Consider the following 12,519-nt stretch of genomic DNA (forward strand, 5'->3'; position numbering starts at 1 on the left):
CCGGATCGCCCGGAGCATCGCCGCGCACGGCGCTATTTGAATACCCACGGGGTATGAAATACCATCGGGGTATGCCTGTGAAGTCGACCACCCCCGCCGAGGCGCACGCCGCCGCCGACCTCTACCTCCTCGACGTCCGCGAACCCGATGAGGTCGCGCAGGCCCGCGTCGAGGGCGCGCACCACATCCCGCTCGGGTCCCTCGTCGACCGCCTCGACGAGGTCCCACGCGACCGCACGGTGCACGTCATGTGCCACGCGGGCGGGCGCAGCGCCCGCGCCGCCGCCTTCCTCGACGCCCAGGGCATCGACGCCGTGAACGTCGAGGGCGGCATCGCCGAGTGGCACCGCACCGGCCTGCCCGTCACGATCGGAGGAATCGCATGAGCATCGCCGCGGAGTCCACTCCGAAGTCCGACGCGCAGCGCCGCATCGCCAACCGGTTGAAGCGAGCGCGCGGCCAGCTCAACGCCGTGATCGAGGCCGTCGAGTCCGGGGCCGACTGTCGCACCGTCGTGAACCAGCTCGCCGCCGTCTCCAGCGCGCTCGATCGCGCCGGGTTCGCCGTGATCTCCACGGCGATGCGCGACTGCGCGACCGACCCGGAGGGCGCCGGCGAGGGCGACCGGCTCGATTTCGACGAGCTCGAGAAGCTCTTCCTCTCCCTGTCCTGACCGCGGGCGGGCGCCCAGGCCGGTTCGCCCCGCGACGACGACGGGCGCCGATCGATGATCTCCGATCGGCGGCCGTCGCGTGCCCGAGGGTGCGCCGGATCGGCGCCCCGGCGTCAGACGAGGGAGGACAGTTCGAGGCCGTGCGCCTTGGCGACGCCCTCGTTGGTCAGCTTGCCGGCCGTGGCGTTCAGCCCCTTCGCCAGTGCCGCGTCATCGGCGAGCGCGGCCTCCCAGCCGCGGTCGGCGATCTTCAGCACGTACGGGAGCGTCGCGTTGGTGAGGGCCGGCGTCGACGTCGCCGGCACGGCGCCCGGCATGTTCGCGACGCAGTAGTAGATGGCCTCGTGCACGCGGAAGGTCGGCTCGGCGTGGGTGGTGGGGCGCGAACCCTCGAAGCAGCCGCCCTGGTCGATGGCGATGTCGACGAGCACGGCACCGCGCTTCATGGTGGAGACCATCTCGTCGGTGACGACCTTCGGCGCCGCCGCGCCGGGCACGAGCACCGCGCCGATGACGAGGTCGGCGTCGCGGACCTGGCGCGCGATCTCGTAGGGCGAGGAGGCGAGCGTCTTGATGCGGTGCTCGTACCGCGCGTCGAGCTCCCGGAGCTTCGGCAGCGAGATGTCCATCACGGTGACCTCGGCGCCGAGGCCGAGGGCCGTCGCGGCGGCCTGCTCGCCGGCGACGCCGCCGCCGATCACGAGCACCTTCGCCGGGGCCGTGCCGGGCACGCCCGCCAGCAGCACGCCGCGGCCGCCCTTGGAGGCGTGCAGCTCGGCGGCGCCGACCTGCGGCGCCAGGCGACCGGCGACCTCGCTCATCGGCGTGAGGAGCGGCAGGGAGCGGTCGGGAAGCTGCACGGTCTCGTAGGCGATCGCGGTGACGCCGGAGTCGAGGATCGCGCGCGTCAGCGGCAGGTCGGCCGCGAGGTGCAGGTAGGTGAAGAGCGTGAGGTCCTGGCGCAGGTAGCCGTACTCGGAGGCGATCGGCTCCTTGACCTTCAGCACGAGCTCGGCCGACCACGCCTCGGCGGCCGTCTCGACCAGGTTGGCACCGGCGGAGCGGTACTCGTCGTCGTGGTAGCCGGCGCCGGCGCCGGCGCCCGTCTGGATGTCGATGCGGTGACCGCGCTGGGCGAGCGCGTGCGCTCCGGCCGGCGTCATCGCGACGCGGAATTCGTTGTTCTTGACCTCAGCGGGCACGCCGATGTGCATGGTTTCTCCGAATGCTGTGTGGACTGGTCCTTCCATCGTCGCCTGTCGTTCGCCCGAACGGAAGTGCAGCCGCATGCTGTTCGGTAGACTTGCGGCATCCGTCTCGAAAGTTCGAAGGAGGGCTCGGCCGTGACCGATCTGCCGCAGTTCAGCGAACCCGTCCGCGTCGTCCTCGACGACATCGACCGGCAGATCATCGCGCGACTCCACGCGAACGCCCGCATCCCCAACGTCGACCTGGCCCGCGAGGTCGGCGTCTCCCCGTCGACCTGCCTCGCCAGGGTGCGAGCGCTGCGGGAGCGCGGCGTGATCACGCGCTACACCGCGGAGATCAACCCCGCAGCCCTCGGCTACACCCTCCAGGCGCTGATCTCGGTCCGCATCCGCCCCGGGGCCCGGCACCTCATGGAGCAGATCTCCGACGAACTGCGCGGCGAGCCCGAGGTGGCGCAGCTGTTCTTCCTCGGCGGAAGCGAGGACTTCCTCATCCACGTGCGCGTCCGCGACAGCGAGCACGTGCGCCAGTTCGTGCTGAAGAACCTCTCCGCGAATCCCGCCGTCGCCCTCACCGAGACCAACCTCGTGTTCGAGCACCACACGGCGAACTCCGCGGGGCTGCGCACCGTGCTCTGACCGCGGCGCTCAGGTGCCGACGGGCAGGATCTCGCCGAGGTCCAACCCCTGCGGCGCCTCGAGCTGGTCGTAGGTGCAGCTCTCGGGCGTGCGATCCGGTCGCCACCGGCGGAACTGGGCGGTGTGACGGAACCGGTCCCCCTCCATGTGGTCGTAGGCGACCTCGACGACGAGCTCGGGGCGGAGCGGCACGAACGAGAGGTCCTTCCCCGCGCTCCATCGGCTCACCGCACCCGGCATCCGGCCCGTCCGATGCGCCTCCTCGTCGGCCCACTCCCCCCACGGATGCCGCGACAGGTCCTCCTCCGCGAACGGGGCCAGCTCGTCGACGAGTTCGCGCCGTCGCGCCATCGGGAACGACGCTGCGACGCCCACGTGCTGCAGCCGGCCGTCGGCGCCGTACAACCCGAGCAGGAGCGAGCCCACGACGTCGCCGGACTTGTGCCAGCGGTACCCCGCGACGACGCAGTCGGCCGTGCGCTCGTGCTTGATCTTGAACATCGTGCGGCGGTCGGGCTCGTACGTGCCGTCGAGCGGCTTGGCGACGACCCCGTCGAGCCCCGCCCCCTCGAACCGCTCGAACCAGTCGCGGGCTTCGGCCGGGTCGCCCGTCGACGGCGTGACGAAGATCGGGTCGGATGCCGCGGCGAGCGCTTCCTCGAGCCGCGCTCGCCGCTCCGAGAAGGGGCGCCCGGTGAGGTCGTCGTCGCCGATGGCGAGCAGGTCGAACGCGACGAACGACACGGGTGTCTGCTCGGCGAGCAGCCGCACCCGGCTCGCCGCCGGATGGATGCGCTGCTGCAGCGCGTCGAAGTCGAGTCGACCGTCGCGGACGAGGATGATCTCGCCGTCGACGACGCAGCGCTCCGGCAGGTTGGCGCGCAGCGCGTCGACGAGCTCGGGGAAGTAGCGGGTCATCGGTCGCTCGTTCCGGCTTCCGAGTTCGACCTCCTCGCCGTCGCGGAAGACGATCGTGCGGAAACCGTCCCATTTCGGCTCGACGTGCCCGACATCCGGGATCTCCTTGACCGACTTGGCGAGCATGGGCTTCACGGGCGGCATCACCGGCAGGTCCATCCGACCATCATGCGCCCTGGGTGCGTCACCGCGCAGCCGTCGACGTGGAACACCCCGGCCGGGTAGCATCCGCCTCTCGAACGGTCAAGGGACTCCCCGGGGATATCCGCGCCGCGTACTTTCGAATACGGCGGTCGCGCACGGGGGTGCCGACCTGCCGCCGAGAAGGGGATGACGATGTCCGACCCGCAGAGCGGCGACCCGGAGACGGAGCGCGAACTCGACGCCGCCGTCGCCGAGGCCGAACGCCATGCCCGCGCCGAAGAGGACGCGGATCCGAACGAACACGTCGCCGTGCAGGACGAATCCGGCGAGATCAGCGAGGAGCCAGCACAATGACGTCGCTACTCGAACCAGACCAGGAGGCACCGACCGCCGAGGGACCGCTTCCGTCGATCGGGATCTGGTGGCCCATGCTCGAGGCACCGCTCCAGCGTGAGATCCTCGAGCACCCGACCGCCCCGCTGCGCATGAGCATCGTGCGGCGCATCTACGACCTGTGCGAGCTGGACGACCGTCCCGTGCCCCGGTCCGGGGTCCGCCTCGGCCCGAACGAGCGGGCGTACATCGCCGGGTGGGTGCACGCCGTCGACTGGACCTGATGGGCGCATGAGAACACGCCGAGCCCGGCTCGCGCAAGATCTTGTCCCATCCGATCGGAAGCGGATAGACCTGTACGCATGGAGCGGATCCACTACGCCGGGGGCGTGCTGCTGACCGGAAGCGACATCGCCGGCGCGATCGTCGACTACGCTGCGGCGCTCGCGGCGCGTCGCACCGCGGCATCCGTCGACATCCCGGTCCGCGCCGCCGACGGGCGCACCACCCGCGCCCACATGCTCATCGGCCCGTCCAGCCAGCTGGTCACCGAGCCGATCGAGTCCGACCTCGACGAGCTCGTCGACGAGGACCTCGTACGCGCCCTCCGGATCGCGATCACGGCGCTCGAGAACACCCGGCCCGTCATCGGCGCCACGGGGCCCGACGACCTCATCGACGACGGCGACACGGACGCCCTCGCCTGGCCGCCGATCAACTGATCCGCTGGGCGGCGCGCCGTTCAGTCGACCTCGAGCGGCGTGTCGGACCGATCGGACACCTCGCCGCGTTCCGCCGGCTCCCCATCCTCGTCGTCGGACGGGATGGGGATGATGCTGACCGGGATGCCCGGTCCGACGAGCAGGTCGGCCGGCTGGGGGCGCCCCTCGCCGAAGTTGACCGTGATCCACCGCGGGGTGCCCGTCGCGAACGCCTCCTCGATGGCCGCCTTGAGGGTCTCGACGTCGGCCTGGCCCACGGAGTACTGCGCGCCGTCGTACATGATGTTGACCCGCTTCACGACTCGTTCCCTCCCGCGTGGTTCGCCGATTCGTGCTCGGTGCGCGCCTCGGGTTCGGGCACGAGGACGAGACCTCCCGGCGAATTCGCGGTGGACATGAGCGCATCGACCCAGGCGCGGTTGATCGACGGCTGCCGGCCCCCGGCGTACTTGAAGACCAGCGAGATGCGCGGATGGAGCCAGAGCGTGCTGCGCCCGTCGCCGATCGCCGGATCGTCGCGCCAGCTGAAGTAGAAGGACTCGCCGCGACGCAGCTTCGCGCCGATCACCAGCTGCAGGTGCGCGAGCACCCGATCGTCGAAGTCGACGCCGAGCGTCGAATCGTACGTGAGCTTTCCCACGAGTACCTCCGCGCTCCATCTCGGGCCCGCACGGGTCCCGTCGTGGCAAGGATAACGCCCGGTGCAGTCCCAAGACAGGGGCTTGCCTCGCCGCTCCGCCGGTGTCAAGCCTCTGGCCCGGGTGCCCGAGGTCGCGTAGGAAAGATGGGGAGGGATGCACCCGCGTCCCGGCCGAGGAGGGTGATGACGATGACGACGCACCACGGCACGACGGCCCGCCCGGTCGTCGAGGTGGTCCCGCTGACCCCGACCACCTGGCGAGTATGCGACTCGCGCCGAGATGGGGAGACGAAGCGGATCGTCGGCTACATCACGACGGCCCAGGACGGGTTCGAGATGCTCTGGATGCGGCCGCGCCCGGGAGTCATGTACCGCTACGACACCTTCGACGACGCCGTGGATGCCACGGCGACCCGACTGCGGCTCCTGCGCAGCTGAGCCGCACCGGATCGGTGCCCCTGGAGGGACTCGAACCCCCAACCCTTTCCTTAGGACGGAACTGCTCTTCCATTGAGCTACAGAGGCTGACCGCACGAGTCTACCGGCCCCGTGCGGGCCGGGCGGCCCGGCCGGGGTGGCATAGGCGCGCCTCGGACCGGAGTGCCGACGGCGCTCAGTTGTAGCCGAGCACGACGATCGCGGAGGTCGCCGGGGCGAGCTCGTCGACGAAGACGATCTCGTCGGTCCGGTCGTCGTCGGGGGGCTGCGTCATCGCGGTCACCTGCTTCTTCCGTGGGGGATGCCGGTCAGGCTAACCGCCCTCGGTCGGCGAGGTCATTGGCCGGAACGTCCAAGTTCCGTACCGCGATTCGCCATGATGTCGCACGCTCGCCGGCCGGCGACGCCGGCTCAGGCGGGCGGATACAGGTACAGGGCGTCGCCCACGGAGATCGTGCGCCGGTGGTACGAATGGTCGGAGTTCCAGTTGTACTCCTCGATCGTGACCGTGCCGTCGCCGTTCACCGCCTGCACGTACGCGACGTGGTTGTAGGGGAACCAGGCCACCGCGCCGACCACCGGCTCGCTGCTCGTCGGCCAGCCCTTCGAACGCCACGAGTCGGCCCACGTCCAGGCGCTGCCGGAGGCGAGGTTCGACCAGTCCCACTTCCACGGCGCGCCGTACACGCCCGCATCGCGATTGAGCCGCCACGCGACGAAGTCGACGCATTCGCGGTAGTAGTACCGGAGCGGGGAGAGCCCGCCGCCGTAGTCGTCGGGCGTCTCGTACCACCACGGGTAGTCGTCGCCCTCGGCCTGCTGCGCGACCCGGGCGTAGTCTCCCGTGGCCGCCCGTGAGGCGAGCTCGGCGGCGCGGGCCTCGGCCTCCGCCTCGGCGGCCGCCGCGGCCGCGGCGTCGATCTCGGCCTTGGTCGTGACCGCGTAGCCGTCGGTGGACAGCGTCGCTCCGCCGGCATCGACGGACACCTCGACCGCCTGGGCCTCGGCCACCGACAGGCTGAACTGCGTCGGCCCTCCGGGCAGTTCGCCACCCGGCAGGAACGCGTAGGCCGGCAGTGCGAGCGTGCCGACGAGCGCGGGCACGATCAGCACGGTGGCCGCGACCCGGGCCGGGCCGTTGCGGCGAGCGCGCCGGGCAGCCGGCGCTGCAGCGGGCCGTACCGGCACGAGGTGGGCGTCGTCGCGGACTCGCCGGACGCCGGGGCGTCGCTCGGTCCGCCGTCTCGGCCGGGTGGGGGGCTGGCCGATCGCGTCGTCACCGTTCAAGAGTCGTGAACCTCCGGGACCCGCGTCCGGAGGGCTCCGGATGCGGGAGACGTACAGGTCGCGGAGAGGGGGGTCGCTCCGGACTCGTACCACCATAGGGCACGGCTCCGAGGCGTGCCAGCCTCGCCGTCGCGGCGTGCCGCGAGGTCGGGCGGCCTCAGGCGGCCTGTCCGAGGAAGTCGCTCCACTGCGGCAGGGGGCGCTCGAATCCGCGCACGACCCAGCCGCGTCCGTGCGGCATCCGGGGCGTGATACGGAGGTCCCATCCCATCTCCGCCGGCGTGTGGTCGCCCTTGGCGTTGTTGCAGCGCAGGCAGCACGCCACCAGGTTCTCCCAGGTGTCGCGGCCGCCGCGGGAGCGCGGGAGCACGTGGTCGATCGTCGCCGCCGACTTGCCGCAGTAGGCGCACCGGTGCTCGTCGCGCCGAAGCACGCCGCGGCGGCTCACTGGGACCTGGTGGACCCGAGGGGTCCGCACGTACCGGGTCAGGAGGATCACGCTGGGACGGACCCAGTCGCCGTTGGCGCCGTGCACCGGATTGCCCTCGTCGTGGAGGATGACGGTGGCCTTCTCGTTCATCACGAGGAGCAGCGCTCTCTTGAACGAGACGACGGCGAGGGGCTCATATCCGGCGTTCAGCACCAGGGTGCGCATGACGTGCCTTTCGATCGGTGCTGGATGGCTTCCAGCCGCGTGAAGGGATCGACGACACGGATGCCGCGGGGCGGAGCGCACTCCCCCGGAAACGCGAAACGGGCACCGTCGTGAAGACAGTGCCCGTCGGCATCCCGGCGCAGTCGCGACTCGGCTGACTGCTGCGCCGCTGGTCGTAGAGCGCGCGCGCACCCGCGGAATGGGTGCTGCTGCGCGGAACGACCATCGACTTCCCCTACCCGGTATTCGGATCGTCAGAACCCAAGGCTACGACACGAATGGCGTGCCGGGTCCTCCCGGCACGCCATTTCGCATCACGCTTCATGCGTCGTTCACGCGTCAGATGCGCACGATCCAGTAGTCGCTGGTCCAGATCGGCTGGATCCGGACGACGGTGCCCTCGTAGGGGGCGTGCAGGATCTGGCCGTCGCCGGCGTAGAACCCGATGTGCCCCGACATGACGACGAGGTCGCCCGGCACCGCCTCGGACAGCGGGATCTGCGTGCCCGCCGCGCCCTGCGCGGTGGACGAGTGCGGGAGGTCGATGCCGAACTGCGCGTAGACGTACTTGACGAGGCCCGAGCAGTCGAAGCCCGCGGGCGTCGCACCGCCGTAGACGTACGGCACGCCGAGGTACTGCTGGGCCACGGAGAAGACGGCCGACGGGCTCGCGGCGCCGGACACCTGCGCCGGAGCGTACTGGCTGGCCTCGGCGGCGTAGGAGGTCATCGCCGCGGCGGCGGCCTGACGGGCCTCCTCTGCGGCGCGGGCCTCCTCTGCGGCGCGGATCTCCTCGCCGGAGACGGCGTCGTAGCCGTCCTGCGAGAGCGGCGCGGCGATCACGTCGTCGGCCACGTCGACGGCCTGGGGCTGCGCCTTGGTCAGCTGCGTCTCGGCGGTGGCACCGAACTGGATCCCGTCGGTGCCGGGGGCGAACGCGTACGCCGGGATGGCGAACGTGCCCACGAGGCCGGCGGCGACGGCCATGACGACGACGTTCTTCGCGCCGCCGGAGCGCATGCGGCGGCCGAGCGATCGGTGCTCGCGGCGCACCGGCGCCGATGCCGTCTCGGTGCCGACGGGCGCCGAGGGCGTCTCGCGGCGGACGAGAGCGGATCGGGTGGGGGGCTTGGGGGAAGTGGTCGCGCGGGAGCGCCGGGGGAATCGAGCCAAAACGTGTCCTCCGCCCCACGACGCCGGAGCATCGTCCCACCTTGTGCGCCGGGGGCGCGTCACGGGTATCGGGGGCGAGCGGTGGGCACCGGAGGCGTCTCGACCCTGTTCCGCCGACTGGCTTGGCGCCGGCGGACTCGAACGAGGATACGCGACGCTCGGCCGATTGTCACATTTCGATCACGGAACGGCGGAATCGCTTTCCGCAGGCGGCTCGGACGCCGCGGATCACCGGCGCGGAAGCCCGGTCAACCGTGCTCGAGCGCGGTGCCGGAGACCACGCGCGGAGCGGCGCCGGGAAGCTCGGCGCGGGCCGAGCCAGCGTCGGGCGCCTCGGGCGCGGCGGCCGCATCGCCGATGAAGAGGTGGCCGGCCATGCCGACCGGCATCGGCAGCGCGTCGTGCCCGGCGGCCTCGGCGACGACGAGGTCGCCCTCGCGGCGGAACTCGACGACCGCGCCGGGGAGGATCCCGGCGCCCTTGAACCGGGCGAGCAGGTCGGGGTCGAACTGGGCCGGCTCCGCCAGCCGGCGGATGACGCCCGTCGCGTGGCCCGACCCCTCGTCGAGGGCCGTCAGCACGTTGCGCACCCCGGACATGAACGGTGCGGCGGGCTCGACGCCGAGCTCCTCGAGGCCGGGGATGGGGTTGCCGTACGGCGAGTGCGTCGGGTTGCCGAGGATCTCGACGAGGCGACGCTCGACCTGCTCGCTCATGACGTGCTCCCACCGGCAGGCCTCGTCGTGCACGTACTCCCAGTCGAGCCCGATGACGTCGGCGAGCAGCCGTTCGGCGAGCCGGTGCTTGCGCATCACGTGCACGGCCTTGCTCCGCCCGGCCTCCGTGAGCTCGAGGTGGCGATCGCCGGAGACGACGACGAGCCCGTCGCGCTCCATGCGGGCGACGGTCTGGGACACGGTCGGCCCGGAGTGCCCGAGGCGCTCGGAGATGCGGGCGCGCAGCGGCACGATGTGCTCCTCCTCGAGGTCGAGGATGGTGCGCAGGTACATCTCGGTCGTGTCGATGAGATCCGTCAACTCACTCCTCCTCGGCCATGGGGCGCGTCCGACCCACAAGCCTACTTGTCCCCGCCGGACGGGAAGCCGGGCACGGGGAGCGGTCGGATCCGACACCGCGACGGTCCGGGCCCGCGTCATCCGCCGCCATGGCGAACGGGGCTCGCCGTAGGATCGGACCATGCCTGAGCTCGTCATCCCCTCGTCGCTCCTGCCCGCCGACGGCCGCTTCGGCTGCGGACCGTCGAAGGTGCGCCCCGAGCAGCTCGCGCACCTGGCCGAGGTGGGCCCGCGCCTGCTCGGCACGTCCCACCGGCAGGCGCCGGTGAAGCAGCTCGTCGGCCGCGTCCGCCGGGGCATCGCCGACCTGTACGCCCTGCCCGACGGCTACGAGGTGGTGCTCGGCAACGGCGGCTCGACCGCGTTCTGGGATGCCGCGGCGTTCGGGCTGATCGAGCGCCGCGCGCAGCTCGCCTCGTTCGGCGAGTTCGGCGCGAAGTTCGCCAAGGCCGCCGCCGCCCCGTGGCTCGAGGCGCCCGACGTGCGGAAGGCCGAACCCGGTTCGCGCGCCGACGCGGCGCCCGTCGAGGGCGTCGACGTGTACGGCTGGCCGCAGAACGAGACGTCCACGGGCGTGCAGGCGCCCGTGCGCCGGGTGCACGGCGACGAGGGCGCCCTCACGGTCATCGACGCGACCAGCGCCGCCGGCGGGGTCCTCGTCGACCCGGCCGAGTTCGACGTCCTCTACTTCGCGCCGCAGAAGAACTTCGCCTCGGACGGCGGGATCTGGTTCGCGATCATGTCGCCGGCAGCCATCGAGCGCATCGAGCGGGTCGCCGCGTCGGACCGGTACATCCCCGAGTTCCTGTCGCTGAAGAACGCGGTCGACAACTCGCGACTCGACCAGACGCTGAACACGCCCGCACTCGCGACCCTGCTCCTCCTCGAGAACCAGCTCGAGTGGATGAACGCGTCCGGCGGGCTCGCCTGGGCCGACGCGCGCACGCGCGAGTCGTCGGGCGTGCTCTACGACTGGGCCGAGTCGCGCCAGGTCGCCAGCCCGTTCGTCGCCGACCCGGCGCACCGCTCGCAGGTCGTCGTCACCATCGACTTCGACGAGTCGACGGATGCCACGGCGCTGGCGAAGACGCTCCGGTCGAACGGCATCGTCGACACCGAGCCGTACCGGAAGCTGGGCCGCAACCAGCTGCGCGTGGCGACGTTCACCGCGATCGAGCCGGACGACGTGCGAGCCCTCACGGCGTCGCTCGACTGGGTGCTCGAGCGGGCCCGATAGGGTTCCGCCATGCGGCTGTGGCTCACGGAGTCCGAGCGGCGTCCTGATCCGGCGCCCGTCCGGACCGATGCGCGCAAGGCGCTGCTGGCGGGCACGGTCGCGTGGGCCGTGGTGCTGGTGGTCGCCCTCGTGATTCGCGACTGGCTGGACTCGATCGGCGCAGGCTGGTTCGTCACCGCCGCGATCATCGGCGTGGCCCTCGGCCTCGTCGGACTCGCGGTGGTGCAGCTGCGCCGGCGGGGCCGGCGCGACTCAGCCGACTGAGCCGGGCGTCTCCGTCTCGTCGTCGGCGTCTGCATCGTCGACGTCTGCGTCGTCGTCGGCCGTGTCGTCGTCCACGGCTGCGTCGTCGGCGAGCGCGTCGATGTCGATCCCGTCGAACACGTCGTCGCCGTCGGCCGCGGCGTCGTCGGCGTCGTCGGCGTCGTCGGCGTCGTCGTCAGCGTCCTCGTCGTAGCCGTCGTCCGTCGCATCCGCGTCGTCGGACCCGGCGTCGCCGTCGTCGACCGACCCGTCGCCGTCACCGTCGACCTCGTCGCCCGTCGCGGCCTCGGCCGCCGCAGCCTGCGCGGCCCGGTACTCGGCCAGTCGCTCCGACCACGGCACCCACTCCGGCGCGAGCAGCGCGCGCTCGCCGGGCAGCAGCTCGGTCTCGAGCACCGTGGGCTCCCCGTCCTCGACGCGCGCGAGCGTGACGCTCCAGTGCCATCCCGGGTACCCGGTCAGGTCGGCCGCGAAGTGCAGCGAGAGCACGTGCTCGCCCTCGGCGACGTGACCGATCACCGAGCCGACGGTCTCCGGTGCCGTCACCTCGAGCAGCGCGCGCTGCGCGAGCGCCACCGAACCGAGCAGCACCTCGTCGGGCGCCCATGAGGGTGCCGGGGCCTGCTCGGCCGTCTCGTCCGGTCCGGCGGGCTCGCGCTCGGGTGCGTCAGACATCCAGCTCGTCCGCGACACGCCGCAGCAGCGCCGCGATCTTCCGGCTGTGCGCGTTGTCGGGGTAGCGGCCGCGCTTGAGGTTGGCGCCGATGCCGTCGAGCACCTTCACGAGGTCCTCGACGATGACCGCCATGTCGTCGGCCGGCTTGCGGTTCAGGCGCGCGAGACTCGGCGGCGCGTCGAGGACGCGGACCGAGAGCGCCTGCGCACCGCGCTTGCCCTCGGCGACGCCGTACTCGAGGCGGCTGCCCGAGCGGACGGTCGCTCCGGCGGGAAGCGCCGAGGCGTGGAGGAAGACCTCCTGGCCGTCATCGCCCTGGATGAAGCCGAACCCCTTCTCCTCGTCGTAGAACTTGACCTTGCCGGTGGGCATACGGATGAACCTCGCTCTGTCGTGGGGGCGCGCCGGAACCGCGGCGACGTCGGATTCCAGTCTA

The 12,519-nt window shown here is 71.8% G+C and carries 19 protein-coding genes and 1 tRNA gene; 9 read left to right on the forward strand and 11 right to left on the reverse strand.

The annotated features are described in order from the left end of the window. The first annotated feature begins 71 nt into the window (after positions 1 to 71). Positions 72 to 386 (forward strand): rhodanese-like domain-containing protein, encoded by a 315-nt coding sequence (locus RH861_RS09875; protein WP_310520851.1) that lies wholly within the window; start codon positions 72 to 74, stop codon positions 384 to 386. Next, positions 383 to 673 (forward strand): metal-sensitive transcriptional regulator, encoded by a 291-nt coding sequence (locus RH861_RS09880; RefSeq protein ID WP_310520852.1) that lies wholly within the window; start codon positions 383 to 385, stop codon positions 671 to 673. Before RH861_RS09875 ends, RH861_RS09880 begins: the two co-directional genes overlap by 4 nt. A 113-nt stretch (positions 674 to 786) precedes the next feature. Here the strand turns inward: RH861_RS09880 and ald are convergent, their stop codons facing one another. Next, on the reverse strand, positions 787 to 1,887 hold the full coding sequence (ald, locus tag RH861_RS09885; protein WP_310520853.1) for an alanine dehydrogenase: 1,101 nt from the start codon (positions 1,885 to 1,887) through the stop codon (positions 787 to 789). A 129-nt stretch (positions 1,888 to 2,016) separates the two neighbouring features. Between ald and RH861_RS09890 the strand changes: the two genes are divergently transcribed. Beyond that, a complete protein-coding gene (locus RH861_RS09890) occupies positions 2,017 to 2,520 on the forward strand; it encodes an Lrp/AsnC family transcriptional regulator (RefSeq protein WP_310520854.1) in 504 nt (167 codons plus the stop codon). A 9-nt stretch (positions 2,521 to 2,529) separates the two neighbouring features. Here the strand turns inward: RH861_RS09890 and RH861_RS09895 are convergent, their stop codons facing one another. Next, positions 2,530 to 3,597: an ATP-dependent DNA ligase gene (locus tag RH861_RS09895; RefSeq protein WP_310520855.1), complete on the reverse strand. Its 1,068-nt coding sequence runs from the start codon at positions 3,595 to 3,597 to the stop codon at positions 2,530 to 2,532. Between the two features lie 177 nt (positions 3,598 to 3,774). Here RH861_RS09895 and RH861_RS09900 point away from each other — a divergent pair, with 177 nt between their 5' ends. From RH861_RS09900 to RH861_RS09910, 3 genes are all read left to right on the forward strand, one after another. Further along, positions 3,775 to 3,936, forward strand: a complete 162-nt coding sequence (locus tag RH861_RS09900; protein WP_310520856.1) for a hypothetical protein — start codon at positions 3,775 to 3,777, stop codon at positions 3,934 to 3,936. Continuing rightward, a complete protein-coding gene (locus tag RH861_RS09905; RefSeq protein ID WP_310520857.1) occupies positions 3,933 to 4,199 on the forward strand; it encodes a hypothetical protein in 267 nt (88 codons plus the stop codon). Before RH861_RS09900 ends, RH861_RS09905 begins: the two co-directional genes overlap by 4 nt. A gap of 78 nt (positions 4,200 to 4,277) precedes the next feature. Then, positions 4,278 to 4,637 carry a hypothetical protein gene (locus RH861_RS09910; protein ID WP_310520858.1) on the forward strand — a complete coding sequence of 120 codons (360 nt, stop codon included), beginning with the start codon at positions 4,278 to 4,280 and terminating at the stop codon, positions 4,635 to 4,637. A gap of 20 nt (positions 4,638 to 4,657) precedes the next feature. Here RH861_RS09910 and RH861_RS09915 read toward each other — a convergent pair whose 3' ends face one another. Continuing rightward, on the reverse strand, positions 4,658 to 4,936 hold the full coding sequence (locus RH861_RS09915; RefSeq protein WP_310520859.1) for a hypothetical protein: 279 nt from the start codon (positions 4,934 to 4,936) through the stop codon (positions 4,658 to 4,660). Beyond that, positions 4,933 to 5,277: a DUF7882 family protein gene (locus tag RH861_RS09920; protein ID WP_310520860.1), complete on the reverse strand. Its 345-nt coding sequence runs from the start codon at positions 5,275 to 5,277 to the stop codon at positions 4,933 to 4,935. Before RH861_RS09920 ends, RH861_RS09915 begins: the two co-directional genes overlap by 4 nt. Before the next feature lie 183 nt (positions 5,278 to 5,460). On the opposite strand from RH861_RS09920, the gene RH861_RS09925 reads away from it, so the two are divergent. Further along, positions 5,461 to 5,715: a hypothetical protein gene (locus tag RH861_RS09925; protein WP_067948657.1), complete on the forward strand. Its 255-nt coding sequence runs from the start codon at positions 5,461 to 5,463 to the stop codon at positions 5,713 to 5,715. A gap of 15 nt (positions 5,716 to 5,730) precedes the next feature. Here the strand turns inward: RH861_RS09925 and RH861_RS09930 are convergent. From RH861_RS09930 to RH861_RS09950, 5 genes are all read right to left on the reverse strand, one after another. Continuing rightward, a tRNA-Arg gene (locus RH861_RS09930) sits at positions 5,731 to 5,802 on the reverse strand. A 324-nt stretch (positions 5,803 to 6,126) separates the two neighbouring features. Then, positions 6,127 to 7,002 carry a CHAP domain-containing protein gene (locus tag RH861_RS09935; RefSeq protein ID WP_310520861.1) on the reverse strand — a complete coding sequence of 292 codons (876 nt, stop codon included), beginning with the start codon at positions 7,000 to 7,002 and terminating at the stop codon, positions 6,127 to 6,129. Between the two features lie 157 nt (positions 7,003 to 7,159). Further along, on the reverse strand, positions 7,160 to 7,657 hold the full coding sequence (locus tag RH861_RS09940) for an HNH endonuclease (protein WP_067948660.1): 498 nt from the start codon (positions 7,655 to 7,657) through the stop codon (positions 7,160 to 7,162). A gap of 339 nt (positions 7,658 to 7,996) precedes the next feature. Beyond that, complete coding sequence (locus tag RH861_RS09945) at positions 7,997 to 8,830, reverse strand: C40 family peptidase (RefSeq protein WP_310520862.1); 834 nt, start codon at positions 8,828 to 8,830, stop codon at positions 7,997 to 7,999. A gap of 248 nt (positions 8,831 to 9,078) precedes the next feature. After that, a complete protein-coding gene (locus tag RH861_RS09950) occupies positions 9,079 to 9,867 on the reverse strand; it encodes an iron-dependent transcriptional repressor DtxR (protein WP_310520863.1) in 789 nt (262 codons plus the stop codon). Positions 9,868 to 10,027: 160 nt separating this feature from the next. On the opposite strand from RH861_RS09950, the gene serC reads away from it, so the two are divergent. Together serC and RH861_RS09960 are read left to right on the forward strand one after the other, a co-directional pair. Further along, positions 10,028 to 11,143, forward strand: a complete 1,116-nt coding sequence (gene serC, locus RH861_RS09955; RefSeq protein ID WP_310520864.1) for a phosphoserine transaminase — start codon at positions 10,028 to 10,030, stop codon at positions 11,141 to 11,143. Positions 11,144 to 11,152: 9 nt separating this feature from the next. Next, complete coding sequence (locus tag RH861_RS09960) at positions 11,153 to 11,407, forward strand: DUF2530 domain-containing protein (protein ID WP_310520865.1); 255 nt, start codon at positions 11,153 to 11,155, stop codon at positions 11,405 to 11,407. Here RH861_RS09960 and RH861_RS09965 read toward each other — a convergent pair. Further along, the gene (locus RH861_RS09965; protein ID WP_310520866.1) at positions 11,396 to 12,082 is read right to left on the reverse strand and encodes a DUF3027 domain-containing protein; all 687 of its coding nucleotides are present in this window, start codon (positions 12,080 to 12,082) and stop codon (positions 11,396 to 11,398) included. The genes RH861_RS09960 and RH861_RS09965 overlap by 12 nt on opposite strands. Beyond that, complete coding sequence (locus RH861_RS09970; RefSeq protein ID WP_067948668.1) at positions 12,075 to 12,455, reverse strand: cold-shock protein; 381 nt, start codon at positions 12,453 to 12,455, stop codon at positions 12,075 to 12,077. Before RH861_RS09970 ends, RH861_RS09965 begins: the two co-directional genes overlap by 8 nt. Positions 12,456 to 12,519: the final 64 nt, after the last annotated feature.

Origin of the sequence: Agromyces indicus, assembly GCF_031432295.1 — a bacterium.
Taxonomy (GTDB): Bacteria; Actinomycetota; Actinomycetes; order Actinomycetales; family Microbacteriaceae; genus Agromyces; species Agromyces indicus.

Bases quoted from the DNA above. Each gene is read 5' to 3' on its own strand.
- RH861_RS09875 (WP_310520851.1), top strand. From the start codon at position 72: ATGCCTGTGAAGTCGACCACCCCCGCCGAGGCGCACGCCGCCGCCGAC.
- RH861_RS09880 (WP_310520852.1), top strand. From the start codon at position 383: ATGAGCATCGCCGCGGAGTCCACTCCGAAGTCCGACGCGCAGCGCCGC.
- ald (WP_310520853.1), bottom strand. From the start codon at position 1,887: ATGCACATCGGCGTGCCCGCTGAGGTCAAGAACAACGAATTCCGCGTC.
- RH861_RS09895 (WP_310520855.1), bottom strand. From the start codon at position 3,597: ATGGACCTGCCGGTGATGCCGCCCGTGAAGCCCATGCTCGCCAAGTCG.
- RH861_RS09900 (WP_310520856.1), top strand. From the start codon at position 3,775: ATGTCCGACCCGCAGAGCGGCGACCCGGAGACGGAGCGCGAACTCGAC.
- RH861_RS09905 (WP_310520857.1), top strand. From the start codon at position 3,933: ATGACGTCGCTACTCGAACCAGACCAGGAGGCACCGACCGCCGAGGGA.
- RH861_RS09910 (WP_310520858.1), top strand. From the start codon at position 4,278: ATGGAGCGGATCCACTACGCCGGGGGCGTGCTGCTGACCGGAAGCGAC.
- RH861_RS09925 (WP_067948657.1), top strand. From the start codon at position 5,461: ATGACGATGACGACGCACCACGGCACGACGGCCCGCCCGGTCGTCGAG.
- RH861_RS09940 (WP_067948660.1), bottom strand. From the start codon at position 7,657: ATGCGCACCCTGGTGCTGAACGCCGGATATGAGCCCCTCGCCGTCGTC.
- serC (WP_310520864.1), top strand. From the start codon at position 10,028: ATGCCTGAGCTCGTCATCCCCTCGTCGCTCCTGCCCGCCGACGGCCGC.
- RH861_RS09960 (WP_310520865.1), top strand. From the start codon at position 11,153: ATGCGGCTGTGGCTCACGGAGTCCGAGCGGCGTCCTGATCCGGCGCCC.
- RH861_RS09965 (WP_310520866.1), bottom strand. From the start codon at position 12,082: ATGTCTGACGCACCCGAGCGCGAGCCCGCCGGACCGGACGAGACGGCC.
- RH861_RS09970 (WP_067948668.1), bottom strand. From the start codon at position 12,455: ATGCCCACCGGCAAGGTCAAGTTCTACGACGAGGAGAAGGGGTTCGGC.